The sequence below is a fragment of the Pseudomonas sp. Root569 genome (assembly GCF_001427465.1).
In the GTDB taxonomy this organism is placed as follows: Bacteria; Pseudomonadota; Gammaproteobacteria; order Pseudomonadales; family Pseudomonadaceae; genus Aquipseudomonas; species Aquipseudomonas synxantha.
In genome coordinates this window covers 494,142-520,715 of record NZ_LMGQ01000001.1, presented here as the reverse complement: position 1 = coordinate 520,715, position 26,574 = coordinate 494,142, and the positions used below count along the sequence as shown (strand labels likewise).

Below are 26,574 nucleotides of genomic sequence, written 5' to 3'. Positions count from 1 at the left end.
CGGGCGTCAATTCTCCAATCCACGTGCGACCCTATGCAGCAAGGGAAACAGCATGGCCCATAACAACGCCAGGCCGGTCAATGTGGCTGGGGTTGCGTAGCCAAAACTCACCCCCGCCAACTGGCTGCCTGCGTAATAAGACAGAGGCCCGCCCACCGCGCCCAGCAGGCTGGCAAGCCACCAGGGCCGTGCGCTCCAGGCCAGGCAATGGCGCAAGGTTGTGGCCAGCAATGCCCATAACAACATCAACCAGAATGGAATCATCGGCCCGGGCTCGCTGAAGTGGAAAACTCCCAGGGTGCGTAATAGCGTGTCCAGCAGCGTGCCTGCGAGTGTCACTGTCACGATAAGCACGCCGTCATCAGCCGGCGAACTTATCCACAGCCAATGGATTCCCAGTACCGCCACGCCCACCAGCAGCCACAGGCTATCGCCGCCGAGCACGCAGGCAAACCAGCCGCACTGGAACAGTACAGCGTTGGCCAAGGGTTTAAGCACTGAAGCGCCCGAGCAACGGTGGGTTGATCGCCGCCGGTTTGGCCAGCAGCAATTGCGCCGTACCAATGGTGCGTTCCATGAAGCCGCCCTCGCAGTAGCACAGGTAAAACTCCCACAAACGCAGGAAGTACTCGTCGTAGCCCAATTCGGTGAGGCGGCCATGGGCGCGACGAAAGTTCTCATGCCACAGGCGCAGGGTGCGTGCGTAGTGCAGGCCGAAGTCTTCCATGTGCAACAGGTTCATGTCTGTGTCGCGGCTGACGATCTGCAGCATGTTTTGTACACAGGGCAAGGCGCCGCCAGGGAAGATATAGCGCTGGATAAAGTCGACGCTGCGCTTGGCCTGCTCGAAGCGTTGTTCGCGGATGGTGATGGCTTGTAGCAGCATCAGGCCGTCGGGCTTGAGCAAATGGGCACATTGCTTGAAATAGGTGGGCAGGAAGCGATGGCCCACTGCTTCGATCATTTCGATCGATACCAGCTTGTCGTACGTGCCGGTGAGGTCACGGTAGTCGCTTAGCAGCAAGGTCACTTGATCTTGCAGGCCCAGTGCCTGGATGCGTTGCGCGGTGTAGGCGAACTGCTCCTTGGACAAGGTCGTGGTGGTGACCTTGCAACCGTAGTGCTGCGCCGCATACAGAGCCATGCTGCCCCAGCCGGTGCCGATTTCCAGCAGATGATCGCTGGGCTTGAGCGCCAGCTTCTGGCAGATACGCGCCAACTTGTTCAGTTGCGCCTGTTCCAGGGTGTCATCGGGCGTCAGAAACTGCGCCGCCGAGTACATCATGGTGGGGTCGAGGAACTCTTCGAACAGGTCGTTGCCCAGGTCATAATGGGCGGCAATGTTTTTCTGCGCACCCTTGCGCGTGTTGCGGTTGAGCCAATGCAAGCCTTGGGTGAACGGCCGCGCCAGGCGTGCCAGGCCACCCTCCATGGCGTCGAGAACGTCCAGGTTGCTGACCATCACCCGGACCACGGCGGTAAGGTCCGGGCTGGTCCAGTAACCGTGGATAAACGCTTCGCCGGCACCGATTGAACCATTGGCCGCCACCAGGCCCCAGGCCGCCGAGTCGAGAATCTGGATCTCCCCCAGCAGGTGCGCTTCCCGGGCGCCGAAGACTTGCCGCTCGCCGTCTTCGATGATCACCAACTGACCATGACGCAATTGGCTGAGCTGGCGCAGCACGCCCTTGCGTAACAGGGCGGCGGTCACACCGTTGACGTTCAGGCGGTTGGCTTTGACCGATAAGCTAGGGGATTTCATGGTGGCGATCCTTGGTGTACCCGACTGCGGTGCGAGAGACGCCGTCGGCGGCTCGGTGGGAAAAAATCGGTGTGCGCTTGAGCAACAGGCGCAAGGCTTGCCAGTAGATCGCCAGGCAAGTCTTGGCAGTCATCCAGGGAAAACGCCATAAATAACCATGCAGGCTCGCGCGGCTCAGAGGTTGGCGTTCCAGGCTCAGGGTGGCGTCGAAGAGTTTTTGCGTGCCCTGCCAGTCGGCCATGTGCACGCCGAGCCTGGCGGCGGGCGGGCTGAAACTCATGCGGTATTCAAGGTCGCGAGGCAAAAAGGGCGACACATGAAAAGCCTTGGCCACGGCGAAATGCTGGTGCTCATCGGCGGCGAGCGCCTGGGCCGGCAGCACGTAGTGATAGCGCTCGCGCCAGGGGGTGTTGGTCACTTCACACAGGATCGCGGCCAATCGTCCGTCAGCCTCGAAGCAGTAGAAGAAACTCACAGGATTAAAAGCCAGGCCCCAACTGCGGGCCTGGGTCAGTAGGCAGATAACGCCCTGGGGTGTACGCCCCAGTGCCTTGCCGACTTCGTGGCGCACGGCATCGCTCAAGCTCATGCCGTGGCGGGTGAATTCACGCAGGTAGTCCTGCTGGCGGAAACCGAAGGGCGCCAAGCGACTTCGGCCGGCCAGGGGCGACAGCCCAAGCACTTCATTCTCTTCACTGAGGTCCAGGTACAGCAGGCCGATGCGGTAGCGAAAGGCGTGGGCCTTGGGCGCAAACCGGCGATGGGCGATCCAGCCGCTGTACAGGGCGCTGTTCACAGGGTTTCCCCAAAGGCTTGGGCTACGCGCAGGGCGCTGACCACACCGTCTTCGTGAAAGCCGTTGGCCCAGTAGGCACCGCAGTAGAAGGTGTTGCGCGCACCGTGCAGTTCTTCCCAGCGGGCTTGAGCGGCCACGGCGGCCAGGCTGTACTGCGGATGGGCATAGGTGTAGCGCGCAAGGATCTTCAACGGGTTGATCATCTGCGTCTGGTTGAGGCTGACGCAAAAGGTGGTGGCGCTGTCGATACCTTGCAGAATGTTCATGTCGTAGGTCACAGCGGCCTGGGGCTGCTGGTTGCCGGTCAGCCGGTAATTCCAGCTGGCCCAGGCCAATTTGCGCTCGGGTAGCAGGCGCGTATCGGTGTGCAGCACCACGTCGTTGTTGGCGTAGGGCAGGGCGCCGAGGATCTCCTGTTCAGCCTGGCTGGGATCGGCGAGCAAGGCCAGGGCCTGATCGCTGTGGCAGGCGAACACCACACGGTCGAAGGTTTCGCTGCCGGCGGGACTGTGGATAACCACGCCATCGTCCGTGCGTTGCACCTTATGCACAGGGCAATTGAGTCGTATCTGTTCGATAAAGCTGCGGGTCAGCGGTTCGATATAGCAGCTGGAGCCGCCTTCGATCACGCACCATTGCGGGCGGTTGCTCACCGAGAGCAAGCCGTGGTTCTTGAAGAAGCGCACAAAGAACTGCAGCGGAAAGTTGAGCATGTCGGCCAGGGACATCGACCAGATCGCCGCGCCCATCGGCACGATGTAGTGCCGGATAAACCTGGGGCCATAACCGCCGGCTGCAAGGTAGTCGCCGAGGGTCATCTCGGCGCTGATGCGCTGCGCTTGCAGGTCCAGGGGGGCCTGGCGGTTGAAGCGCAGGATATCGCGCAACATGCCCCAGAAGCCCGGCGACAGAAGATTGCGGCGCTGGGCAAACAGGCTGTTAAGGTTGTTGCCGTTGTACTCGAAACCGGTGCTTTGGTCGCACACCGAAAAACTCATCTCGGTGGGTTTGAATTGGACGCCAATCTGACCCAGCAGGCGGATGAAATTAGGGTAGGTCCAGTCATTGAACACGATGAAGCCTGTATCTACCGCATAGCTTTTTCCCTCAACCGTCACGTTGGCCGTATGGGTATGCCCGCCGATGCAATCACCCGCTTCGAACAACGTAATGTCGTGGCGGCGGCTGAGCAGATAGGCGCTGGTCAGCCCGGCGATACCGCTGCCGATGATGGCGATCTTCACAGATCGTCCTTGTGCGGCGGTGGGCTGCGCAGCATGCGCTTGCCGATGATCAATTGCGCCCGGTTGGGCAGCTTGGACAACGGCCACAGGGTGGCGATGAACATCGCCGGGAAAGCGATCTCCAGCGGGCGCTTTTCCAGTTTTGCAAAGATATGCCGCGCTGCCTTGTTGGCGGACCAACTCAGGGGCATCGGGAAATCATTGCGCTCGGTCAGCGGCGTGTCCACAAAGCCAGGGCTGATCACCGTGACGTCGATGTTTTCCGGCGACAGGCTGATGCGCAGGGATTCGAACAGGTAGCGCAGCCCGGCCTTGGACGCGCCATAGGCTTCGGCGCGGGGCATTGGCAGGTAAGTCACGGCGCTGGCTACGCCCACCAGGTGCGGGGTAAGCCCGGCACGCAACAGCGGCAGCGCGGCCTCGATGCAATAACTGCTGGCCAGCAGATTGGTGCGCACTACGTGCTCGATGATCGAGGAGTCAAATTGCCGGGCGTCGACATATTCACAGGTGCCGGCATTAAGGATCACCGTGTCCAGGGCACCCCAGGCCTCGCCGATACGTTCACCGATCTCGCGCACGGTCTGGCTGTTGGTCAGGTCGCCGGCCACCACCAGCACTTGCCCCGGATAGCGATGGGCGAGCGCTTCCAGCGGGCCTTTGGTGCGGGAGCTGAGTGCCACGTGGGCGCCGCTGTTGAGCAACTCCACGGCCAGCGCGGCACCGATGCCGCTGCTGGCGCCGGTCAGCCAATAACGTCGGGGTGCAAGGCTCATCCCATTCTCCTTTTCAACCAACTGACGATACGTCCGAGTACCGGTACGTGTTCATAGAGCAGGGCACCGGCATCGAAATAGTCACGATGACGATAGACCTTGTCGTGCCACATCAAATGGGAACAGCCCTGCACTTGAATCACCTTGCCGCCCGAGAGGCGCGGGTGGCGAAACTTCATGGTCCAGCGCAGGTAACCTTCGCCTTCGGCCACGGCATCGAAGCCGTGGAAGTCGAACTGCAGTTGGCTGACGTTGCTGTACAACTCGGTGAAGTAGCGCCGCAGCGCAGGCAGACCATGGACTTCATGCAGTGGGTCGGTAAACGCGATGTCCTCGCTGTACAGGCTGTCGAGCAGATGCAGGTTTTGCTTGTCCAGCGTGGCGAAGCTGTGGGCGAAGCGGCGCAGGAAGTCACTCATGATCGGCCATCTCCTGGCGTGAAGGCAGGCTGCGAAAGGCCGCCAAGGCACGCTCCCGGGACTGCTTCAGGTCGACGATGGCCGGCGGGTAGTCTGCCGCGCCAAACAAGCCGGCCGCTGCGGGGTTATGCACCTCTTTTTTGTTCAGAGCGGCGAGCTCCGGCAGCCAGCGCTTGATGAAGAGGCCGTCGCCGTCGAATTTTTCCGATTGGCTCAGCGGGCTGAAAATCCGGAAGTACGGTGCCGAGTCGGTGCCGGTCGATGAACTCCACTGCCAGCCGCCGTTGTTGGCCGCCAGGTCGCCGTCGATCAGGTGCCGCATGAAGAAGCGCTCACCTTCGCGCCAGTCGATCAGCAGGTTCTTGGTCAGGAACATCGCCACGACCATGCGCAGACGATTGTGCATCCAACCGGTTTCCAGCAGTTGGCGCATGGCCGCGTCGATGATCGGCAGGCCGGTGCGCGCCTGTTGCCAGGCGGCCAAATCCTCAGGTGCGTCGCGCCAGACTAGCGCTTCGGTTTCCGGGCGAAAGGCGCGGTGCCGGGATACCCGGGGGTAGCCGACCAGGATATGTTTGTAGAACTCGCGCCACAGCAACTCATTGATCCAAGTGATGGCGCCGATGTCGCCGCTCTCGAACTCGCCCTGGTTGGTTTGTAGCGCGGCGTGCAGGCACTGGCGCGGCGACACCACCCCGGCGGCGAGGTAGGCGGACAACTGGCTGGTGCCGGGTTTGGCTGGGAAGTCGCGCTCGTCCTTGTAATAGCTGATCTGCTGGTCGGCGAAGGCGTCGAGACGGCGACGCGCTTCGTCTTCACCGGCGGGCCAGAGGGCGCGCAAGCTGTCGCTGGGCGGCTCGAAACCTGCCACCGTTGTCGGCACAGGATCGCTTTGCAACTCAAGCCTGGCCTGTGCCTTGGGCGTTGCCACCAGGCGGGGCAGGGCAGTGTGCAGGCGGTTGTAGCAGACTTTGCGGAACTGGCTGAACACCTGGAAGTAGGTTCCGGTCTTGGTCAGTACGCTGCCCGGCTGGAACAACAGCTGGTCCAGATAGCTGTGAAAGGTCACCCCGCTCGCTTCCAGGGCCTTGGCCACGGCAGCATCGCGCTGGCTTTCGTGGATGCCGTATTCCTCGTTGAAGTGCACCGATTCAACCGACAGTTGCCGGCATACTTCGCTCAGCACTTTCGGTGCCTGGTCCCAGGTCGCCGCGTGGCGGATCAGCAGCGGGATGTTCAGTTTGTCCAGCGCCTGGCCCAACTGCCGCAGGTTGCGCAGCCAGAAGTCAACTTTGCACGGCGCGTCATCATGGGCCAGCCACTGCTCGGGCGTGACCAGGTAAATGGCCGCGACCGGGCCGCGCTGGCTCGCGGCAGCCAGGGCTGTATTGTCGTGCAGGCGCAGGTCGGTGCGCAGCCAGATCAAATGCATTTAGACAATTCCACGCTGGATCAGTAACTGGTGGGCCGACAACGGATCTTCGGCCACGGACAATTCAGGGATCTCAAGGGTTAATGCGGCCAACTCGGCGTGGTGGATGCACACCGTTGAGCCGGCAATCAATATTGGGCAACTGACGCCGCCCAATAGTTTTGTGAGTGCCGACAAATGGAGGGCCTTGCTTGAGTACAGCAGCACGGCACGCGGTTGCAGATGCTCGACCGCCAGTGCCAATTCGCCGGCCAGCAGCGGCCAGTCAAATACTTCCACTGGGCAATCGGCACTGCTGGCCAGCCAGGCGCTGAGCCACAAGTGCGGTTCCAGTGGCAAGTCGGAATGGTTGATCAGCAGCAGCGGTGCGCCGTGAAGCTGGCGATTGTTGTGATAAATCCGCGCGCCGAACTTGCTGCGCAGCCAGGACAGGAAAAACACCCGCTCCATCTGCGCGCCGAACTGGCCCTGCCAACGCTGCTCCAGCTCCCTGAGCAGCGGCAACATCAATTGTTCGCACAAGGTACGCGGCGGGTAGAGCGCCATGGCTTGGTTGAAAGCATCGTCGACCCGGCGTTCCGCCAGCTCGCTGATGGCACTGAGCAGATGCTGGCGCAGGCTGTGCCATTCGTTTTCCATCGGCTCGGCATTGGGTTGGGCCGAATCGATCAAATCCTTGACCTGGCTGACCGGCACGCCGCGATTGAGCCATGTGAGGATGGTATGGATGCGTTGCACGTGTCCGGCGCTGAACAGCCGATGCCCCTTGGGCGTGCGCTGGGGCACGATCAGGCCGTAGCGGCGTTCCCAGGCGCGCAGGGTCACGGCGTTGACGCCGGTCTGGCGTGCCACTTCGCGGATCGGCAACCAGCCGTTTTCCAGGGCCAGGGCAATGTCTTCGCCGGGTTCGTCGAGCAAGGCAGGGTTCATGGGTTAGATCGCATTACGCAGGCTGAGGTTTTCCGGGTGCGGTTGCAGGTAGGCCTGTTGCGCGATGTAACGGTCCGGATGTTGGCGAAAGTGATGCTTGAGCAGGGTCAGCGGTACCACCAGCGGCACAATGCCGTGGCGGTATTGGCCGATGACGGTCTGCATTTCCTGTTTGTCATCGTCGCTGATGGCCTGCTTGAGGTAGCCGCTGATGTGTTGCAGTACGTTGGTATGAGTGCCGCGGGTGGCGCACTTTTTCAGGCCTGCCATCAGCTCGCTGAAGTAGCCGTGGGCCAGTGCCTGCAGATCGACTTCCTTGCCCATGCTGCCGAGCAAATGCCCCAGGCTTTTGTAATGCGCGGGGCTGTGGGCCATCAGCAGGTATTTATAGCGCGAGTGGAACGTCAGCAGGCGGTGGCGGGTGAGGCCCTCGGCCAGCAATTGCTGCCAACTGGCGTACACGAAAACGCGGCTCAGGAAGTTTTCGCGCAGTACCGGATCATTCAGGCGGCCGTCTTCTTCCACCGGCAGGTTGGGGTGGCGTGCGCAGAATGCCCGGGCGTAGATACCGCGCCCGCCACCGTCGACAGGCGTGCCGTTGTCGCGGTACACCTTGACCCGTTCAAGGCCGCAGGACGGCGACTTCTGCATGAAGATGTAGCCGCACAGGTCGGTGTGTTCGCGGGCCATTCGCTGGCCGTAGTCGTCCAGAGGCTGCGTGACGTTGAGTTCACGGTTTACTGTGCCAACGGCCTGCGGCGCGGCAGGATCGCCCACCAGGCGGATCGGCTCCCGAGGGATGCCCAGGCCGATGGCGACTTCCGGGCAAAGCGGCACAAAATCGAAATAGTCGCTGAGGGTCTGGGTGCACAGCAGGGATTGCTTATGCCCACCGTTGAAGCGCACGTTTTCACCCAAGAGGCAGGCACTGATGGCGATCTTCGGTTTTGCATTGCTGGACATAAGCAAACCTCTGCAAGAATCCTGTACAAGTCGAATAATCCGTACAACTAATCTCATCATAGATTCGATGTTGTACAAGTCAATTAATTTGTATAGGTTTTTACAGGCGAGCTATTTCCAGCCCATATGCCAGGCCTCAGGGTCCTTCAACGTTTGCCAAGGCAAGCGCTCAGCGCGTCGGGTCAGGATGGCTTGCAGTTCGATCTCCAGCACAGTGCCTTCTTCATCACGAAATATTTCAGTGACCAGAAAGTGTTTTTCCTTGTGGCGGGGCTGTGCTGCCGTCCATTTCGACAGCAGCAGTTTGGCGGGGTTGATACGATTCATTGCGAGTGTTCGATCAAGCGCCGCGCCGCTTCCTGACCGCTGAGCCAGGCACCCTCCACGCGGCCGGAGAGGCACCAGTCACCGCAGACGAACAAGCCCAGATCGGCGTCGGCCAGCACCCCGAATTCATGGCTGCTGGACGGCCGGGCGTAGAGCCATCGGTGTGCCAGGCTGAATGACGGCGCGGGCATGGCGCAGTGCAGTAACTCAGCGAACGCACCGTGCAAGTGTTCGATCACCGCTTCCTTGGGCAGGTCCAGATGGGCCTTGCTCCAGGCGCTGGTGGCGTGCAGCACCCAGGTGTCGAGGGTGGTGTCACGCCCGGGTTTGCTGCGGTTGCGCGCCAGCCAGTCGAGGGGGCTGTCTTGCACGAAACAGCCTTCCATCGGCGTATCCAGGGGGTGATCGAAGGCCAGGGCAATGGCCCAGGTCGGGTCCATCTTCACCCCGGCCGCAGCACTCGCCAGCTTGGGCGCGGCGGCCAGCAGGGCAGTGGCCTGGGGCGCCGGTGTGGCGATGATCACGTGGCTGAAGGGGCCGTAGCTGTCACCATCGGCGTCGAGCAGGTTCCAGTGATGCGTGCCCTGGAACACCTCAGTGATACGGCAACCGAATTCCACCGGCAAGTCATCAAGCAACGCGCGCGTAATGGCGCTCATGCGCGGTGTGCCGACCCAGCGGATCTGTTCATCGGGAGAGGGCGTCAGCTGGCCGGACTTGAAGTTGTACAGTTGGGGCTTCCACTGCTCAGCCCAGCCGTTGCTTTGCCAGCGCTGCACTTCGTTGACGAAGCGCCGGTCACGGGCGGTGAAGTATTGCGCGCCCATGTCCAGCGCACCGGCGTCACTGCGCTTGCTGGACATGCGGCCACCGCTGCCGCGGCTTTTATCGAAGAGTTGTACAGCGTGCCCCGCGTCTTGTAACGCTCGGGCGGCGGAGAGACCGGCGATGCCGGTACCAATGATCGCGATGGGAACAGTCATGGGAGGCCTCGTTTTACCGTTGGGTACAGACTACGCCGACACCAATAGCTGTACAATATTGTTTTTTGGTATAAGTTTTGGCGTGCCTGAATGTGTGGCGTGACCTATGGTTAAAGTTAAGGCTTAAACATCCGTCACGCTCGATTATCAAATTGATCCCTGCTTATAAAATAGACCAGTGAGCGGCGGCGAAGGTTACATGAGGAGAGTCCCATGCATATTTTGCTGACCGGCGGTACCGGCCTGATTGGCCGTCAACTCTGCAAGCACTGGCTTGCCCAGGGCCATCGACTGACGGTGTGGAGCCGACAACCAGAAACGGTTGCCCGGGTGTGCGGTGCGCAGGTGCTTGGGGTTGCTCACCTGCAGGAGGTGATCGGCACGGTGGACGCGGTGGTCAACCTGGCGGGTGCCCCCATTGCCGATCGGCCTTGGACCCACAAGCGCAAGGCGTTGCTGTGGAGCAGTCGCATCAATCTCACCGAAACCCTGCTGGCGTGGATGGAAAGCCTGGAGCAAAAACCTGCGGTACTGATCTCCGGTTCCGCCGTGGGTTGGTATGGCGACGGCGGCGAGCGCGAATTGACTGAGGCCAGCGGCCCGGTATTGGATGATTTCCCCAGCCAGCTGTGTATTGCCTGGGAAGAAACCGCCCAGCGTGCCGAAGCCCTGGGCATACGTGTGGTGTTGGTGCGCACCGGCCTGGTGCTGGCGGCCGAGGGCGGCTTTTTGTCGCGCCTGTTGCTACCGTTCAAACTGGCGCTGGGCGGGCCGATCGGCAAGGGTCGGCAGTGGATGCCCTGGGTGCATATCAAGGATCAAATCGCCCTGATTGATTTTCTTCTGCACAAGGAGGACGCCAGCGGTCCTTATAATGCCTGCGCGCCTCACCCGGTGCGTAACCGCGAGTTTGCCAAGACCCTGGGCCAGGTGTTGCACCGCCCGGCATTCATGCCGATGCCGGCCTTCGCGTTGAAGGTTGGTCTGGGAGAGTTGTCCGGCCTGTTGCTGGGCGGGCAAAAGGCACTGCCCGAGCGGCTGTTGGCGGCGGGTTTCACTTTCCAGTTCACTGAATTGCGTGCGGCTCTGGACGACTTGTCCAGCCGCCTCTAGAGATAGGATGTTGCATGACGGATCACGCGTTGTTACTGGTCAACCTGGGCTCGCCAAAGTCCACTTCGGTGGCCGATGTGCGCAGCTACCTCAATCAATTCCTGATGGATCCCTACGTGATCGACTTGCCTTGGCCGGTAAGGCGCTTGCTGGTGTCGCTGATCCTGATCAAGCGTCCCGAGCAATCGGCCCATGCCTACGCATCGATCTGGTGGGACGAGGGTTCGCCGCTGGTGGTGCTGAGCCGTCGCCTGCAACAGCAGATGACCGCGCAGTGGACCCATGGCCCGGTGGAGCTGGCGATGCGATATGGCGAGCCGTCCCTGGAAACCACCCTGACGCGCTTGGCCGCCCAGGGCATCCAGAATGTCACGCTGGCGCCGTTGTATCCGCAGTTTGCCGACAGCACCGTGACCACGGTGGTGGAGGAGGCCAAGCGTGTGGTGCGCGACAAGAAACTGAATATCCAGTTTTCGATCCTGCAACCCTTCTACGATCAGCCGGAATATCTGGATGCTCTGGTGACCAGCGCCCGCGCTCACCTGGAGCAGGATTACGATCATTTGTTGCTGAGTTTCCATGGCTTGCCCGAGCGGCATCTGAAAAAGCTCGACCCTACTGGCGGGCATTGCTTCAAGGATGCCGACTGCTGCAAGAATGCGTCACCTCAAGTGCTCGCCACGTGCTATCGCGCGCAATGCTTCAGCGTTGCCCGGGATTTTGCCGAGCGCGCCGGTTTGCCCGATGGCAAATGGTCGGTCGCGTTTCAATCGCGCCTGGGTCGGGCGAAGTGGATCGAGCCCTACACCGAGGCACGCCTGGAGGCGTTGGCCCAGCAAGGCGTGAAAAAGTTGCTGGTCATGTGCCCGGCATTTGTCGCCGACTGCATCGAGACCCTGGAAGAAATTGGTGATCGCGGTCGCGAGCAGTTTCGCGCGGCAGGGGGCGAGGAGTTGGTGCTGGTGCCGTGCCTGAATGATGACCCGCAGTGGGCGGCGGCGCTTAATACCCTGTGCGAACGAGCGCCCGTTGCCTTGTAGTCAAGCCTTGCGGTGACTCAAATGTGGGAGGGGGCTTGCTCCCGATAGCGGTGGATCAGTGACAGATATACTGACTGACACACTGCGATCGGGGGCAAGCCCCCTCCCACATCTAGTCCAATGTTCGTCAGAGATTGAGGGTCAAGCTGACTGTGAGGTTGCGCGGCTCGCCGGGGTTGGCCCAGTACCTGCTGTAGGAGCGCTCGTAATACTTCTCATCGAAGAGGTTATTCAGGTTCAACCCCACGGTGACATTCTCCGTCGCCTTGTAATGGGCCAGCAAATCCACGGTGTGGTAAGCCGGCAGCTCAAAACCTGTACCCGCTTCACCAGAACGATCACCCACGTAGGTTAACGCCGCACCCAGGTCCGAACCGCGCAACGCGCCATCCTGGAATTCATACACCCCCAACAGACTGCCACTGCGCTTGGCCACGCCGAGAATGCGGCTGCCGGTGGGGATTTCTTTGTCGCCCTTGGTCACTTCGGCGTCGATATACGCGAAGGCGCCGATCACACGTATGGCGTCGGTTACTTGCCCGGTCACTTGCAGGTCAAAGCCCTGGCTGCGGGCCTTGCCCATGGCGCGATTGGTGTCGGTCGCCGGGTCCAGGGCCAAAACGTTTTCCTTTTCGATATGAAAGGCGGCCAGGGTGGCGCTGAGTCGCTCGTCAAACAGTTCGCTCTTGATCCCCACCTCATAGCCCACGCCTTCTTCTGGCTTGAAGGATTTGCCACCGGCATCCAGGCCGCTGTTTGGCTTGAACGAGGTGGACGCGTTGGCAAATACCCCGACTTGTGGCGTGAGTTGGTAGAGCAGGCCGGCGCGCTGGGTAAAGGCGTCGTGGGTCTGGCGACTCTTGACGTGGTTGCGGGCGAAGTCGTCGGTGCTTTGTTCGAAATGTTCGAAGCGCGCCCCGATCATGCCACGCAGGCGATCAGTGAAGATGATCTGGTCTTGTAGATTCAGCGCGTGGCTTTGGGTCTGTTCGAAGAAGTCGGTACCAGAACGTTTGCCATTGGGTTTGGGCTGGCCATAGACCGGTTTATAAATATCGATAGGGTAGTCGCCGCCGATCGCTGTCACGCGCTCCTTCTTGCGGTAGTCCTCGTATTCGGTGCCGATCAGCAGTTCATGCTGCCAACTGCCGATATCGAACAGGCCGCGCAGTTCCAACTGGGTGATGCTGTCGTGCCAGCCCGTGGAGCGTTCACGGTAGCGGCGGTTGACGGTGTGGCCATCCGCGTTAAGCGCACGGCTTTCCGACGCGTCACCCCACAGGCTACCTTGCTTGTAGTGGCTGGCCAGGCGCAGCTTCCAGGCGTCGTTGAGGTGGTGTTCCAACGCCATCTGGATGCGGTTGTTGTGGTTATCGATGTTGCCGTCGTTGGGCTCGCCGAGGAAGGTTGAATGGGACATACCCGTGTTGGCGACGATGCCGCGGTCGAAGGTGGAGCTGTGGCGCACAAATTCGCTTTCTACGAGCAGGTGGGTGTCGGGGTTGAGTTGCCAACTGAATGAAGGCGCGACGAACACCCGTTTGCTGTCGACGTGATCGCGAAAGCTGTGGTTGTCTTCCACCGCCAGGTTGACCCGGGACAATACGCGCCCTTCGCTGTCCAGCGGTGTATTCACATCCAAAGCGGTGCGGTAGCGGTCCCAACTACCGGCGCTGGTCTGCAGGGTGGTGAAGGCCTCGGGCTGGGGTTTCTTGGTGACGATATTCACCGTGCCGCCAGGGTCGCCACGCCCATACAGGCTGGCGGCGGGGCCCTTGAGCACTTCAATGCGTTCGATATTGGCGGTATCGGGTGTGCTCGGGTAACCGCGGTTGGCGCTGAAACCATCCTGGTAGAACTCGGACGTGGTGAAGCCGCGCACGCTGTATTCGTAGAGGGTCAGGCCGCCGAAGTTGTTCTGCTTGGACACGCCGCCGGCAAATTCCAGTGCGCGTTCCACACTGGTGCTGCCCAGGTCCTTGAGCACTGTGGCGGGAATCACGCTGATCGATTGCGGGATATCGCGCAGGGCGGTGTCGGTCTTGGTGGCACTGGCTGTGCGAGTGGCGCGGTAACCTGTGACCGGCCCGATGGCGGATTCATAGGCCTCGGAGGTCACGCTGATGGTGTCCAGTTCCAGGGTATTTTCTTCGGCGTAGGCGGGGTCGAGCAGCAAACCCAGGGCCAGGCCGGCCGAGGGCACAAACTTGCGAGGCGGCATGATAGAACGTTCCAATGACGATATTGAAACAATATAACATGACTAATGAGAGTGAATGCTATGAAACCTGCCCATCAAGCGCCCTCGAACGGGCGCCTGATGTGCGTAGGCTATTGTTCTTCTTTCACCGGTGCCGTTGCCGGCGGTGGGCGCAGGCCGATTTCCGCCGAGAGCTTGATCTCCTTGCCGTTGCGCATGACCTGGATCGCCACCTTGTCGGTCGGCTTGATCCGTGCCACCTGGTTCATTGACTTGCGGCCATCACCGGCCGGGGCCCCGTCGATACTTAGAATCACATCGCCCAGTTGCAGGCCGGCCTTCTGCGCCGGGCCGTCGCGGAAGATCCCGGCAACCACGATGCCCGGGCGCCCGGTCAAGCCGAACGACTCGGCCAGTTCCTTGGTCAGTGGCTGCACTTCAATGCCCAGCCAGCCACGAATCACCTGGCCGTGTTCGATGATCGACTTCATCACTTCCATCGCCAGCTTCACCGGGATCGCGAAACCAATGCCCTGTGAGCCGCCGGACTTGGAAAAAATCGCGGTATTGATGCCCGTCAGGTTGCCATTGGCATCTACCAGCGCTCCGCCGGAGTTGCCCGGGTTGATGGCCGCGTCGGTCTGGATGAAGTCTTCGTAGCTGTTAAGGCCCAACTGGTTACGCCCAGTGGCGCTGATGATGCCCATGGTGACCGTCTGGCCAACGCCGAACGGGTTGCCAATGGCCAGTGCCACATCACCCACGCGCAAACCGTCGGAGCGACCGAGGGTAATGGACGGCAGGTTCTTCAAATCGATCTTCAGTACCGCAAGGTCGGTTTCCGGGTCACTGCCCACCACGCGGGCCAAGGTCTCGCGACCGTCACGCAGGGCCACCACGATCTGGTCGGCGCCGCTGGTCACGTGGTTATTGGTGAGGATGTAGCCTTCGGGGCTCATGATCACCCCGGAACCCAGGCTGGACTCCATGCGGCGTTGCTTGGGGCCGTTGTCACCGAAATAGCGGCGGAACTGCGGGTCTTCGAACAACGGATGCGCGGGTTTGTTGATGACCTTGGTGGTGTAAAGGTTAACCACCGCAGGTGCTGCAATGGTGACCGCGTCGGCATAGGTCACCGGGCCTTGGACCACCGTGCTGGTCTGCGGGGCCTGTTGCAGGTTCACATCCAGGGTAGGCAGGCCCACCCATTGGGGATAACGCTGGATAATCAGCATCGCGATCAGCACGCCAGCCAACAATGGCCATCCAAAAAAACGCAGTGCCTTGAGCATCAAGTAAGTCCTGACAGGTTGCAGGGGGCGCAAGAGCGCCCATAATGTCGCGCATTATACGAGGCTGCGAGGCCTGCGAACGGGATATTTAGGAGTCTTTTATGGCCGTCCCCCTTACCACCCTCGTCGAGGAAGCGGACCGCTACCTCGGCAGTGCAAAAATTGCTGATTACTGCCCTAACGGCCTGCAGGTCGAGGGGCGCCCGCAGGTGATGCGCATCGTCAGCGGCGTGACCGCCAGCCAAGCATTGCTGGACGCAGCCGTCGAAGCCAAGGCCGATCTGGTGCTGGTGCACCATGGCTATTTCTGGAAGGGCGAGAACCCGTGCATCACCGGCATGAAGCAGCGCCGCCTGAAGACCCTGCTCAAGCATGACATCAGCCTGTTGGCCTACCACTTGCCTTTGGACCTGCACGCCGATGTCGGCAACAACGTGCAACTGGCGCGTCACTTGGACATCACCGTCGAAGGCCCGCTGGACCCGAGTAACCCCAAGATCGTCGGCCTGGTTGGCTCCCTGGCTGAGCCTCTATCGCCCCGGGACTTCGCTCGCCGCGTGCAGGACGTGATGGGCCGCGAGCCACTGCTGATCGAAGGCAGCCAGATGATCCGTCGCGTCGGTTGGTGCACCGGGGGTGGCCAGGGCTATATCGACCAGGCAATTGCCGCGGGTGTCGACCTCTACCTGAGCGGTGAGGCGTCCGAACAGACCTTCCACAGCGCACGGGAAAACGACATCAGCTTCATCGCCGCCGGCCATCACGCCACTGAGCGCTACGGCGTCCAGGCGTTGGGCGACTACCTGGCGCGACGCTTTGCCCTGGAGCATCTGTTCATCGATTGTCCGAACCCGATCTGAATGTGGGAGGGGGCTTGTCCCCTCCCACACTAGCCCCCCATTTCAGGCCAAACTCGGCGGCATATTCATATACCGTTTCGATCTAGTTGGCGCCCTGAATAGAAGCAGGTGCTGTGCTAGCATGCCTCGCTCGAACACGGCCCGCTGGCCGTCCATAAGATCGTTTTTCCGTGAGTAACCATGGTCGACAAACTGACGCATCTGAAACAGCTGGAGGCGGAAAGCATCCACATCATCCGCGAGGTCGCCGCCGAGTTCGACAACCCGGTGATGCTCTACTCGATCGGTAAAGACTCCGCCGTGATGCTGCATCTGGCACGCAAGGCCTTCTTCCCAGGCAAGCTGCCGTTCCCGGTGATGCACGTCGACACCCGCTGGAAATTCCAGGAGATGTACAAGTTCCGCGACCGCATGGTTGAAGAGCTGGGCCTGGACCTGATCACCCACGTCAACCCCGATGGCGTGGCGCAGGGCATCAACCCGTTCACCCACGGCAGCGCCAAGCACACCGATATCATGAAGACCGAGGGCCTCAAGCAGGCCCTGGACAAGCATGGTTTCGACGCAGCGTTCGGCGGCGCCCGTCGCGATGAAGAGAAATCCCGTGCCAAAGAGCGCGTGTACTCGTTCCGCGACAGCAAGCACCGCTGGGACCCGAAGAACCAGCGTCCGGAGCTGTGGAACGTCTACAACGGCAACGTCAACAAGGGCGAGTCGATCCGCGTGTTCCCGCTGTCCAACTGGACCGAGCTGGACATCTGGCAGTACATCTACCTGGAAGGCATCCCGATCGTGCCGCTGTACTTCGCCGCCGAGCGCGACGTGATCGAAAAGAACGGCACGTTGATCATGATCGACGACGACCGCATCCTCGAGCACCTGTCCGACGAAGACAAAGCCCGCATCGTCAAAAAGAAAGTCCGTTTCCGCACCCTTGGCTGCTACCCGTTGACGGGTGCGGTGGAGTCCGAAGCCGAAACGCTGACGGACATCATTCAGGAAATGCTCCTGACGCGAACTTCCGAACGCCAGGGCCGGGTCATCGATCACGATGGCGCCGGCTCCATGGAAGACAAAAAACGTCAGGGTTATTTCTAAGGGGTTGTCATGTCGCACGTATCTGATTTGATCAGCGAGGACATCCTCGCCTACCTGGCCCAGCACGAGCGCAAGGAAATGTTGCGCTTCCTGACCTGCGGCAACGTCGATGACGGCAAGAGCACCCTGATCGGGCGCCTGCTGCACGACTCCAAGATGATCTACGAAGATCACCTGGAAGCCATCACCCGCGATTCGAAGAAATCCGGCACCACGGGCGACGATATCGACCTGGCCTTGCTGGTCGACGGCCTGCAGGCCGAGCGTGAGCAGGGCATCACCATCGATGTTGCCTATCGCTACTTCTCTACCGCCAAGCGCAAGTTCATCATCGCCGACACCCCCGGCCATGAGCAGTACACCCGCAACATGGCCACTGGCGCGTCTACCTGCGACCTGGCGATCATCCTGATCGACGCCCGTTACGGCGTGCAGACCCAGACCCGTCGCCACAGCTTCATCGCCTCGTTGCTGGGGATCAAACACATCGTGGTGGCCGTCAACAAGATGGACATCAATGGCTTTGATCAAAGCGTCTTCGAGTCGATCAAGGCCGATTACCTGAAGTTCGCCGAAGGTATTGCGTTCAAGCCGAGCACCTTGGCCTTTGTACCGATGTCGGCGCTCAAGGGCGACAACGTGGTGAACAAGAGCGAGCGTTCGCCCTGGTACACCGGCCAGTCGCTGATGGAGATCCTCGAGACCGTCGAGATCGCCAACGACCGCAACTACACCGACTTGCGTTTCCCGGTGCAGTACGTCAACCGCCCGAACCTGAATTTCCGTGGTTTCGCCGGCACCCTGGCCAGCGGCATCGTGCACAAGGGCGACGAAGTGGTAGTGCTGCCGTCGGGCAAGAGCAGCCGGGTCAAATCCATTGTCACCTTCGAAGGTGAGCTGGAAAACGCTGGCCCAGGCCAGGCCGTGACCTTGACCATGGAAGACGAGATCGACATCTCCCGTGGCGACCTGCTGGTGCATGCCGATAACGTGCCGCAAGTGACCGACGCCTTCGACGCTATGCTGGTGTGGATGGCCGAAGAACCGATGCTGCCGGGCAAGAAATACGATATCAAGCGCGCCACCAGCTACGTGCCGGGCTCCATCACCAGCATCGTGCACCGCGTGGATGTGAACACCCTGGCCGAGGGCCCGGCGAGTTCGCTGCAACTCAACGAAATCGGTCGGGTCAAGGTCAGCCTCGACGCCGCCATCGCGTTGGATGGCTATGACAGCAATCGCACCACCGGCGCCTTTATCGTCATCGACCGTTTGACCAACGGCACCGTGGCTGCGGGCATGATCATCGCGCCGCCGGTCAATCATGGCGGTTCTGCGCAGCACGGCAGTCTCGCGCACGTCGCCACCGAAGAACGCACCCTGCGTTTCGGCCAGCAGCCGGCCACGGTGTTGTTCAGCGGGCTGTCCGGCGCTGGCAAAAGCACCTTGGCCTACGCGGTTGAGCGCAAGCTGTTCGATATGGGGCGTGCAGTGTTTGTACTGGACGGCCAGAACCTGCGTCACGACCTGAACAAGGGCTTGCCTCAGGACCGTGCCGGGCGTACCGAGAACTGGCGCCGTGCAGCTCACGTAGCACGCCAGTTCAACGAGGCTGGCTTGCTGACCCTGGCCGCATTCGTCGCGCCGGATGCCGAAGGCCGTGAGCAGGCGAAGGCGCTGATCGGCGCTGACCGTCTGCTGACGGTCTATGTGCAGGCCTCGCCGCTGGTGTGCGCCGAGCGTGATCCGCAAGGTTTGTACGCGGCGGGTGGGGATAACATCCCGGGTGAGTCTTTCCCGTACGACGTGCCGTTGAACGCCGACCTGGTGCTCGATACCCAGGCCTTGTCGCTGGAAGACAGTGTCAAGCAAGTGCTGGAGTTGTTGCGCCAGCGCGGCGCGATCTAAGGGTTGGCGCTACAAAAAAGCCCGCCACCGATGACTCGGTGGCGGGCTTTTTTACATCTTCAAGATCGAGCGCGGTCAAATGTGGGAGGGGGCTTGCCCCCGATAGCGGCGGGTCAGCTACGGCTGCATCAACTGATACTCCCTCATCGGGGGCAAGCCCCCTCCCACAGGTTGATCATCGCTTGCTTGGGAATTCGGTGTGAAGCTGATCCAGCAACGCATCCTTGTCTTCCCACAGTTGGTTGATCCAGCCCTGGAACGCCAACCGATACTCTCCATCCTGCTCATAATTCTTGCCAATGAATTCGGCCGGAATCTGCACCTCTTCAAACTGCACCACTACGTCCTTCACATTTCCGCACAGCAAATCCCAATACCCTGGGCGTCCGCCAGGGTAGTGAATGGTCACATTCACCAGTGACTTCAACTGCTCCCCCATGGCATCCAGCACAAACGCAATGCCGCCGGCCTTGGGCTTGAGCAAATAGCGAAATGGGGAGTTTTGTTGCGCATGCTTGCCCGGCGTAAACCGCGTGCCCTCGGCGAAGTTGAAAATGCCCACCGGGTTGTCGCGAAACTTCGCACAGGTTTTGCGGGTGGTCGCCAAGTCCTTGCCTTTCTTTTCCGGGTGCTTCTCCAAGTAAGCCTTGCTGTAGCGCTTCATAAAGGGAAAGCCCAGTGCCCACCACGCCAGGCCGATCACCGGCACCCAGATCAATTCCTGCTTGAGGAAGAATTTCAACGGGCGAATACGTCGATTGAGCACGTATTGCAGCACCATGATGTCGACCCAGCTCTGGTGGTTGCTGGTCACCAGATAGGAGTGCTGATAGTCCAACCCCTCGAGACCAGTCAGGTGCCAGCGCGTGCGCCTTACCAGGTTCATCCAGCCCTTGTTGTTGGTCACCCAGGCTTCATGGGTATGGTTCATCAGCCACTCGCTGAAGCGCTTGGCGAACGGCAACGCCTTGAACAGCGCGACGATAAACAGGAACGAGCACAGCAGGATCGTGTTCAGTGCCAGCAACAGCGAAGCGATCACCCCGCGCACGGCGGCAGGTAGAAAATCCAGCATTTAGATATCCATAGGTCGGTTAGCGGCTTGGATCGCCGTCAGGGCGATGGTGTACACGATGTCATCAACCTGGGCGCCACGCGGCAGATCGTTCACCGGCTTGCGCAGGCCCTGGAGCATTGGCCCCAGGCTTACGCAATCGGCGCTGCGTTGTACGGCTTTGTAGGTGGTGTTGCCGGTGTTGAGGTCCGGGAACACAAATACCGTGGCCTTGCCCGCGACCTGGCTGTTGGGGGCCAGTTGCCGGGCGACGTTTTCGTTGGCGGCGGCGTCGTATTGCAACGGGCCATCGATCAGCAGCGAACTTTGCTGCTCGTGGGCGAGCAGGGTGGCTTCACGGACTTTTTCCACTTCTTCGCCACTGGCCGAATCACCACTGGAATAGCTGATCATTGCCACTCGTGGCGTGATGCCGAACGCGGCGGCGGAATCGGCGCTTTGCAAGGCGATTTCCGCCAGTTCCACGGCGCTTGGGTGTGGGTTCATCACACAGTCGCCGTACACCAGCACCTGCTCGGGGAACAGCATGAAGAACACCGACGATACCAGGGTGCATCCGGGCGCGGTCTTGATCAGTTGCAGGGCAGGGCGAATGGTATTGGCGGTGGAGTGAACAACCCCGGAGACCAGGCCGTCCACTTCGTCCAGGGCGAGCATCATGGTGGCGATCACCACGGTATCTTCCAGCTGTTGCTCGGCCATGGGCGCGTTGAGGCTCTTGGTTTTGCGCAAGGCAACCATCGGCTCGACATAGCGCTGACGAATCAGGTCCGGGTCGAGAATCTCCAGGCCCTCAGGCAGCTCGATACCCTGGGCGCGGGCGACTGCTTCTACATCCTCCGGCTTGGCCAGCAGGACGCAACGGGCAATGCCCCGGGCCTGACAGATGGCGGCGGCTTGCACGGTCAGCGGCTCGCTGCCTTCGGGCAACACGATGCGCTTGTTGGCGGCCTGGGCGCGTTGGATCAACTGGTAGCGGAACACGGCCGGCGACAGGCGCATCTCCCGTGGCGTACCGCAACGCTGGTGCAGCCAGCGCGCATCGAGGTGGCTGGCGACGAAGTCAGTGATGATCTCCGCACGCTCGCGGTCATCGATGGGGATTTCCTTGTTGAGGCTATTGAGCTGGTTGGCAGTGTCATAGGAGCCGGTGCTCACCGACAGCACTGGCAGCCCGGCCTGGAAGGCGCCGCGGCACAGGTCCATGATGCGTGGGTCGGGCAGCGTGTCGCTGGTCAGCAGCAGGCCGGCCAGCGGCACGCCGTTGATCGCGGCCAAGCTGACGGCGAGGATGATGTCGTCGCGATCCCCCGGGGTTACCACCAGCACGCCGGGCTTGAGCAACTCCACGGTGTTGCGCATGGTGCGCGCGCAGATGATGATCTTGGTCATGCGCCGGCTTTCGTAGTCGCCGGCGTTGAGGATCTGCGCGCCCATCAGGTCGGCCACGTCACGGGTGCGCGGGGCGTTGAGCTCGGGCTGGTAGGGGATGCAGCCGAGCAGGCGAAAGTCACCGCTGCGCAACAGCGGCGAGTGCTCTTTCAGGCGCGCCGAGAAAGCCTCCATGCTTTCGTCGGTGCGTACCTTGTTGAGGATCACGCCCAGCACTTTCGGGTCTTTCGGGCCGCCGAACAATTGCGCCTGCAATTCCACCCGGCCAGAAAGTTCGGTGAGTACCTCGTTTTCTGGTGCCGAGACCAGGATCACTTCGGCATCCAGGCTCTTGGCCAGGTGCAGGTTGACCCGTGCGGCGTAGCTGGCGCTGCGGGTCGGCACCATACCTTCGACGATCAGCACGTCCTTTCCCACGGCGGCCTGCTGGTAGAGGGTGATGATTTCTTCGAGCAGCTCATCGAGCTGGCCGTCACCGAGCATGCGTTCTACGTGGGCAAGGCCCAAGGGTTGGGGCGGTTTGAGCCCGTGGGTGCGTGCCACCAGTTCAGTGGAGCGCTCCGGGCCGGTATCGCCCGGGTGTGGCTGGGCAATCGGTTTGAAAAAGCCGACTTTAAGGCCGGCCCGTTCCAGGGTGCGCACCAGCCCAAGGCTGATGGAGGTCAGGCCCACACCAAAATCGGTGGGCGCGATAAAAAAAGTCTGCATGCGGATTCTCTGGAGGTGCATGGCTTGGGTGGCGCTCTATGTTTGAGTGCCTACCGCGGATCAGGCGCCAAGGTTAGCGTTATTCGCGCGCTTGCGCACACCAGCCGCACGCAAAGGGTTGGCCTATTTTTTCAAGGCGTTGCGCAGGGTCAAGTACCCAGGCGCATGACTGCCATGGCGGCTGGTGGCGCAAGTGCTGGGTGTGGCCGCAGGACAGTTCGGCGACCCAATGCCGATCGTCGTCCTGATGGAAACCGGTGATGAGGGATGCCGTTGATCGGCCCCGTCCGTCCGGGTTCTGTTCGCTTTCAGGCAAATCCTTGTTTAGACTTGTCCGTTCTTCATTCTTATGCAAAAGGTCTCGCCCCATGACGATCGCCGCTAACAAGGCTGTCTCCATCGACTATACCCTGACCAACGACGCTGGTGAGGTCATCGACAGCTCAGCCGGCGGCGCGCCGCTGGTCTACCTGCAAGGCGCAGGTAACATCATCCCCGGCCTGGAAAAGGCCCTGGAAGGCAAGAGCGTCGGTGACGAGCTGACTGTCGCCGTAGAACCTGAAGATGCCTACGGCGAATACTCCGCCGAGCTGGTCAGCACCCTGAGCCGCAGCATGTTCGAAGGCGTTGATGAGCTGGAAGTGGGCATGCAGTTCCACGCTTCCGCGCCGGACGGCCAAATGCAGATCGTCACCATCCGTGACCTGGACGGCGACGACGTGACTGTCGACGGTAACCACCCTCTGGCAGGCCAGCGCCTGAACTTTCAAGTGAAGATCGTTGCCATTCGCGACGCTTCCCAGGAAGAAGTAGCTCACGGCCACGTCCACGGTGAAGGCGGTCATCACCATTGATTGTGGTTTGATCAATAGGTAGCAAAAACGCCCCGACTGGTTCGGGGCGTTTTTTTTTGCGTTTTAATGTGGGAGGGGGCTTGCTCCCGATAGCGGTGTATCAGTACCAGATATTCTGACTGACACACCGCTATCGGGAGCAAGCCCCCTCCCACAAGGGAAGTTGTGATGAATCTTTGGGCAAACAAAAATGCCCCGGACCTTTCGGTACGGGGCATTTCTTAACTGTTTCGCAACCAGGGCTGCGTGGCAGTTGTTACCACTTAGGCAGCAGCAGGAACGCTCAGAGCCTTGATGTGGCCATTCAGGCGGCTCTTATGACGAGCGGCCTTGTTCTTGTGGATGATGCCTTTATCGGCCATACGGTCGATAACTGGCACGGCCAGAACGTAAGCAGCTTGGGCTTTTTCAGCGTCTTTGGTGTCGATGGCTTTAACTACATTCTTGATGTAGGTACGAACCATGGAACGCAGGCTGGCGTTGTGGCTGCGACGCTTCTCAGCCTGTTTTGCACGTTTTTTGGCGGAAGGTGTGTTGGCCACCGTCGAGCTCCTCGAAAGACTTTTTAGGAAATAGCAAACAAAATAGGCCGCGAATCATGCCGATGACTTGATGGGTTGTCAAGGGCGGCTGATGCGAACTGCTGAGTGGTCGATCTGAAGAGGCGGGTGATTTATTTCCGGCGCTTGACCTGTAAACTCGCGAGCTTTGGCTCTGTGCTGTTGCAGGCGCGCAGTATCGCATAAGTGGGCGCTTTGTTCGCCTGCTCTTTATCTATAGGCGCAAACTCTTTCAATGAATCTGCTCAAATCGTTGGCTGCCGTCAGCTCTATCACCATGATCTCCCGGGTTTTAGGGTTTGTGCGTGACACCCTGCTGGCGCGCATCTTTGGCGCCAGCATGGCCACGGATGCTTTCTTTATTGCCTTTAAACTCCCCAACCTGTTGCGGCGGATCTTCGCCGAGGGTGCGTTTTCCCAGGCCTTCGTGCCGATCCTGGCCGAATACAAGACCCAGCAGGGCGAGGAGGCGACCCGTACCTTTATTGCCTACGTCTCGGGCCTGCTGACCCTGGTGCTGATGCTGGTGACGTTGATCGGCATGCTCGCCGCACCCTGGGTGATCTGGGCCACAGCCCCGGGATTTGCCAATACTCCGGAAAAATTCGCACTGACCACTGATCTGTTGCGAGTGACCTTTCCTTATATATTGCTGATCTCACTGTCATCCCTGGCCGGGGCGATCCTCAATACGTGGAACCGTTTCTCGGTGCCCGCCTTCGTGCCGACCCTGCTTAACGTCAGCATGATTATTTTTGCGCTGTTCCTGACGCCGTATTTTGATCCGCCGGTCATGGCCCTGGGCTGGGCGGTCCTGGCCGGAGGCCTGGCGCAGCTGCTGTACCAGCTGCCGCACTTGAAGAAAATCGGCATGCTCGTGTTGCCGCGCCTGAATCTCAAGGACACCGGTGTCTGGCGCGTGATGCGCAATATGCTGCCGGCGATCCTCGGGGTGTCGGTGAGCCAGATTTCGCTGATCATCAACACCGCGTTCGCTTCGCTGCTGGTCTCGGGCTCGGTGTCGTGGATGTATTACGCTGATCGCCTGATGGAGTTGCCGTCCGGCGTGCTTGGCGTGGCGTTGGGCACGATCCTGCTGCCGACCCTGGCGCGCACCTACGCCAGCAAGGACCGCCAGGAGTATTCGCGAATCCTCGATTGGGGCCTGCGCCTGTGCTTCCTGCTGGTATTGCCATGCGCCCTGGCCCTGGGGATCCTCGCCGAACCGCTCACGGTCTCGCTGTTTCAATACGGAGAATTCGATGCGCATGACGCCTTGATGACCCAGCACGCGCTGGTTGCCTACTCCGTCGGCCTGCTCGGCATTATTGTGATCAAGGTGCTGGCACCTGGTTTTTACGCGCAGCAAAACATCCGCACCCCGGTGAAAATCGCAATTTTCACGCTGATCGTCACGCAGCTGCTCAACCTGGTCTTTATCGGGCCTTTGGCCCATGCCGGGCTGGCGTTGGCGATCAGTGCCGGCGCCTGCATCAATGCCGGCCTGCTGTTTTACCAACTGCGCAAACAGCAGATGTACCAGCCACAGCCGGGTTGGGGAGTGTTCTCCCTCAAGTTGCTCGTGGCAGTCGCCGCGATGTCCGCCGTGCTCATTGGTCTGATGCACTTAATGCCGGCCTGGGGCCATGGCGATATGCTGGAGCGCTTCATGCGCCTGGGGATATTGGTGGTTGCAGGGGCGGCGGTGTACTTCGGCATGTTGCTGTTGCAAGGTTTCCGCCTGCGGCATTTCAATCGCAAGTCGCTGGGATAGAGAGTTTGCCGCGATAAAACGGGTGTTTTATCGAATCGACCCATTTGGCCTGCGCTGTTGCCTGTCGTCCGGGGCTGGGTGTGGTTATAATCGACCACTTTATGAGCAAGAAGCGCGTTATGCAGCTGGTTCGAGGTCTTCACAACCTGCGCCCCGAGCATCGGGGCTGCGTCGCCACTATTGGCAACTTTGACGGTGTTCACCGTGGTCACCAGGCTATCCTGGCCCGGCTACGCGAGCGTGCGGTCGAGTTGGGCGTGCCCAGCTGCGTGGTGATTTTCGAGCCACAACCGCGGGAGTTCTTTACCCCGGAAACGGCGCCGGCCCGTCTGACGCGCCTGCGCGACAAGCTGCAACTGCTGGCCGAAGAGGGTGTGGACCGCGTCCTTTGCCTGGCTTTCAACCAGCGCTTGCGTAGCCTCAGCGCCACCGAGTTCGTTGACCGTATCCTGGTGGACGGCCTGGGGGTGCAACACCTGGAAGTCGGCGACGACTTCCGTTTCGGGTGTGACCGGGTCGGGGATTTCGATTTCCTGCAACATGCCGGCGTCAATCAGGGGTTTACCGTCGAAGCCGCGCAAACCGTCGAACTGGACGGCCTGCGTGTGAGCAGCACCCAGGTGCGTAACGCCCTGGCTGCTGCCGACTTCGGCCTGGCCGAGCGTTTGCTCGGTCGCCCGTTCCGCATTGCCGGGCGGGTATTGCACGGCCAGAAGCTGGCGCGCCAATTGGGCACGCCAACTGCCAACGTGCAACTAAAGCGCCGTCGTGTACCCTTGACCGGGGTTTACCTGGTGAGCGTCGATATCGACGGCCAATCGTGGCCGGGAGTCGCCAATATAGGCGTCAGGCCCACGGTTGCAGGTGATGGCAAGGCCCACCTGGAAGTTCACCTTTTGGATTTTGCCGGTGATTTATACGACCGGCGTTTGACGGTGGTTTTCCACCAGAAGCTGCGTGAAGAGCAGCGTTTCGCCTCCCTGGAGGCGTTGAAAACGGCGATCAATGCGGATGTCGCCGCCGCCCGTGCACTAGCCGCACCTAGCGCCCATCGCTAACCGAAGAGCC

Annotated in this window: 25 protein-coding genes; 8 read left to right on the top strand and 17 right to left on the bottom strand. The window is 60.7% G+C overall.

The features are described 5' to 3' along the window. Positions 1-6 precede the first annotated feature (6 nt). The 11 genes from ASD70_RS02410 to ASD70_RS02360 all read right to left on the bottom strand — a co-directional run bounded on the left by ASD70_RS02410 (position 7) and on the right by ASD70_RS02360 (position 9,632). Positions 7-498: a DUF2878 domain-containing protein gene (locus tag ASD70_RS02410; protein ID WP_056845555.1), complete on the bottom strand. Its 492-nt coding sequence runs from the start codon at positions 496-498 to the stop codon at positions 7-9. Next, positions 491-1,762 (bottom strand): SAM-dependent methyltransferase, encoded by a 1,272-nt coding sequence (locus ASD70_RS02405; protein WP_056845554.1) that lies wholly within the window; start codon positions 1,760-1,762, stop codon positions 491-493. The genes ASD70_RS02410 and ASD70_RS02405 overlap by 8 nt, the downstream gene beginning before the upstream one ends. Further along, positions 1,749-2,558 (bottom strand): DUF1365 domain-containing protein, encoded by an 810-nt coding sequence (locus ASD70_RS02400; protein ID WP_056845553.1) that lies wholly within the window; start codon positions 2,556-2,558, stop codon positions 1,749-1,751. The genes ASD70_RS02405 and ASD70_RS02400 overlap by 14 nt, the downstream gene beginning before the upstream one ends. Next, positions 2,555-3,802, bottom strand: coding sequence for an NAD(P)/FAD-dependent oxidoreductase (locus ASD70_RS02395; RefSeq protein WP_056845552.1), 1,248 nt, complete (start codon positions 3,800-3,802; stop codon positions 2,555-2,557). The genes ASD70_RS02400 and ASD70_RS02395 overlap by 4 nt, the downstream gene beginning before the upstream one ends. Further along, positions 3,799-4,578 carry an SDR family NAD(P)-dependent oxidoreductase gene (locus ASD70_RS02390; protein WP_046070830.1) on the bottom strand — a complete coding sequence of 260 codons (780 nt, stop codon included), beginning with the start codon at positions 4,576-4,578 and terminating at the stop codon, positions 3,799-3,801. The genes ASD70_RS02395 and ASD70_RS02390 overlap by 4 nt, the downstream gene beginning before the upstream one ends. Further along, positions 4,575-4,997 (bottom strand): nuclear transport factor 2 family protein, encoded by a 423-nt coding sequence (locus ASD70_RS02385; RefSeq protein WP_056845551.1) that lies wholly within the window; start codon positions 4,995-4,997, stop codon positions 4,575-4,577. The genes ASD70_RS02390 and ASD70_RS02385 overlap by 4 nt, the downstream gene beginning before the upstream one ends. Then, the gene (phrB, locus tag ASD70_RS02380) at positions 4,990-6,429 is read right to left on the bottom strand and encodes a deoxyribodipyrimidine photo-lyase (RefSeq protein WP_056845550.1); all 1,440 of its coding nucleotides are present in this window, start codon (positions 6,427-6,429) and stop codon (positions 4,990-4,992) included. Before phrB ends, ASD70_RS02385 begins: the two co-directional genes overlap by 8 nt. After that, positions 6,430-7,359, bottom strand: a complete 930-nt coding sequence (locus ASD70_RS02375) for a MerR family transcriptional regulator (protein ID WP_056845549.1) — start codon at positions 7,357-7,359, stop codon at positions 6,430-6,432. Between the two features lie 3 nt (positions 7,360-7,362). Beyond that, a complete protein-coding gene (locus ASD70_RS02370; protein WP_056845548.1) occupies positions 7,363-8,322 on the bottom strand; it encodes a YbgA family protein in 960 nt (319 codons plus the stop codon). Positions 8,323-8,433: 111 nt separating this feature from the next. Beyond that, a complete protein-coding gene (locus tag ASD70_RS02365; RefSeq protein WP_046070835.1) occupies positions 8,434-8,649 on the bottom strand; it encodes a TIGR02450 family Trp-rich protein in 216 nt (71 codons plus the stop codon). Beyond that, the gene (locus ASD70_RS02360; RefSeq protein WP_046070836.1) at positions 8,646-9,632 is read right to left on the bottom strand and encodes an NAD(P)/FAD-dependent oxidoreductase; all 987 of its coding nucleotides are present in this window, start codon (positions 9,630-9,632) and stop codon (positions 8,646-8,648) included. Before ASD70_RS02360 ends, ASD70_RS02365 begins: the two co-directional genes overlap by 4 nt. 213 nt (positions 9,633-9,845) lie before the next feature. Between ASD70_RS02360 and ASD70_RS02355 the strand changes: the two genes are divergently transcribed. Beyond that, positions 9,846-10,745 carry a TIGR01777 family oxidoreductase gene (locus ASD70_RS02355; RefSeq protein WP_056845547.1) on the top strand — a complete coding sequence of 300 codons (900 nt, stop codon included), beginning with the start codon at positions 9,846-9,848 and terminating at the stop codon, positions 10,743-10,745. Between the two features lie 14 nt (positions 10,746-10,759). Beyond that, positions 10,760-11,785 (top strand): ferrochelatase, encoded by a 1,026-nt coding sequence (gene hemH, locus ASD70_RS02350; RefSeq protein WP_046070838.1) that lies wholly within the window; start codon positions 10,760-10,762, stop codon positions 11,783-11,785. A gap of 127 nt (positions 11,786-11,912) precedes the next feature. On the opposite strand, the gene ASD70_RS02345 is transcribed toward hemH, so the two are convergent. Then, complete coding sequence (locus ASD70_RS02345) at positions 11,913-14,006, bottom strand: TonB-dependent siderophore receptor (RefSeq protein WP_056845546.1); 2,094 nt, start codon at positions 14,004-14,006, stop codon at positions 11,913-11,915. Positions 14,007-14,116: 110 nt separating this feature from the next. Continuing rightward, positions 14,117-15,277, bottom strand: a complete 1,161-nt coding sequence (gene algW, locus ASD70_RS02340; protein WP_043049273.1) for a Do family serine endopeptidase AlgW — start codon at positions 15,275-15,277, stop codon at positions 14,117-14,119. Between the two features lie 101 nt (positions 15,278-15,378). Between algW and ASD70_RS02335 the strand changes: the two genes are divergently transcribed. The 3 genes from ASD70_RS02335 to cysN all read left to right on the top strand — a co-directional run bounded on the left by ASD70_RS02335 (position 15,379) and on the right by cysN (position 19,143). Further along, positions 15,379-16,137, top strand: a complete 759-nt coding sequence (locus ASD70_RS02335) for a Nif3-like dinuclear metal center hexameric protein (RefSeq protein WP_043049274.1) — start codon at positions 15,379-15,381, stop codon at positions 16,135-16,137. A gap of 180 nt (positions 16,138-16,317) precedes the next feature. Then, the gene (gene cysD, locus ASD70_RS02330) at positions 16,318-17,235 is read left to right on the top strand and encodes a sulfate adenylyltransferase subunit CysD (protein WP_043049276.1); all 918 of its coding nucleotides are present in this window, start codon (positions 16,318-16,320) and stop codon (positions 17,233-17,235) included. 9 nt (positions 17,236-17,244) lie between these two features. Then, positions 17,245-19,143, top strand: a complete 1,899-nt coding sequence (cysN, locus tag ASD70_RS02325; RefSeq protein WP_056845545.1) for a sulfate adenylyltransferase subunit CysN — start codon at positions 17,245-17,247, stop codon at positions 19,141-19,143. A gap of 175 nt (positions 19,144-19,318) precedes the next feature. Here the strand turns inward: cysN and ASD70_RS02320 are convergent, their stop codons facing one another. The 3 genes from ASD70_RS02320 to ASD70_RS28040 form a co-directional block, all read right to left on the bottom strand. Continuing rightward, the gene (locus ASD70_RS02320; RefSeq protein WP_046070842.1) at positions 19,319-20,218 is read right to left on the bottom strand and encodes an acyltransferase; all 900 of its coding nucleotides are present in this window, start codon (positions 20,216-20,218) and stop codon (positions 19,319-19,321) included. Beyond that, positions 20,219-22,318 carry a phosphate acetyltransferase gene (gene pta / locus ASD70_RS02315; RefSeq protein ID WP_046070843.1) on the bottom strand — a complete coding sequence of 700 codons (2,100 nt, stop codon included), beginning with the start codon at positions 22,316-22,318 and terminating at the stop codon, positions 20,219-20,221. Between the two features lie 79 nt (positions 22,319-22,397). After that, positions 22,398-22,718: a DUF3565 domain-containing protein gene (locus ASD70_RS28040; RefSeq protein WP_082561398.1), complete on the bottom strand. Its 321-nt coding sequence runs from the start codon at positions 22,716-22,718 to the stop codon at positions 22,398-22,400. Here ASD70_RS28040 and ASD70_RS02310 point away from each other — a divergent pair. Then, complete coding sequence (locus ASD70_RS02310; protein WP_027606858.1) at positions 22,687-23,172, top strand: FKBP-type peptidyl-prolyl cis-trans isomerase; 486 nt, start codon at positions 22,687-22,689, stop codon at positions 23,170-23,172. The two genes, ASD70_RS28040 and ASD70_RS02310, sit on opposite strands and share 32 nt — an antisense overlap. A 263-nt stretch (positions 23,173-23,435) precedes the next feature. On the opposite strand, the gene rpsT is transcribed toward ASD70_RS02310, so the two are convergent. After that, a complete protein-coding gene (gene rpsT, locus ASD70_RS02305; RefSeq protein ID WP_003188401.1) occupies positions 23,436-23,714 on the bottom strand; it encodes a 30S ribosomal protein S20 in 279 nt (92 codons plus the stop codon). A gap of 253 nt (positions 23,715-23,967) precedes the next feature. Between rpsT and murJ the strand changes: the two genes are divergently transcribed. Together murJ and ribF are read left to right on the top strand one after the other, a co-directional pair. Next, positions 23,968-25,506 (top strand): murein biosynthesis integral membrane protein MurJ, encoded by a 1,539-nt coding sequence (murJ, locus tag ASD70_RS02300; protein ID WP_056845544.1) that lies wholly within the window; start codon positions 23,968-23,970, stop codon positions 25,504-25,506. A 119-nt stretch (positions 25,507-25,625) separates the two neighbouring features. Then, a complete protein-coding gene (ribF, locus tag ASD70_RS02295; protein ID WP_046070845.1) occupies positions 25,626-26,564 on the top strand; it encodes a bifunctional riboflavin kinase/FAD synthetase in 939 nt (312 codons plus the stop codon). Positions 26,565-26,574 lie beyond the last annotated feature (10 nt).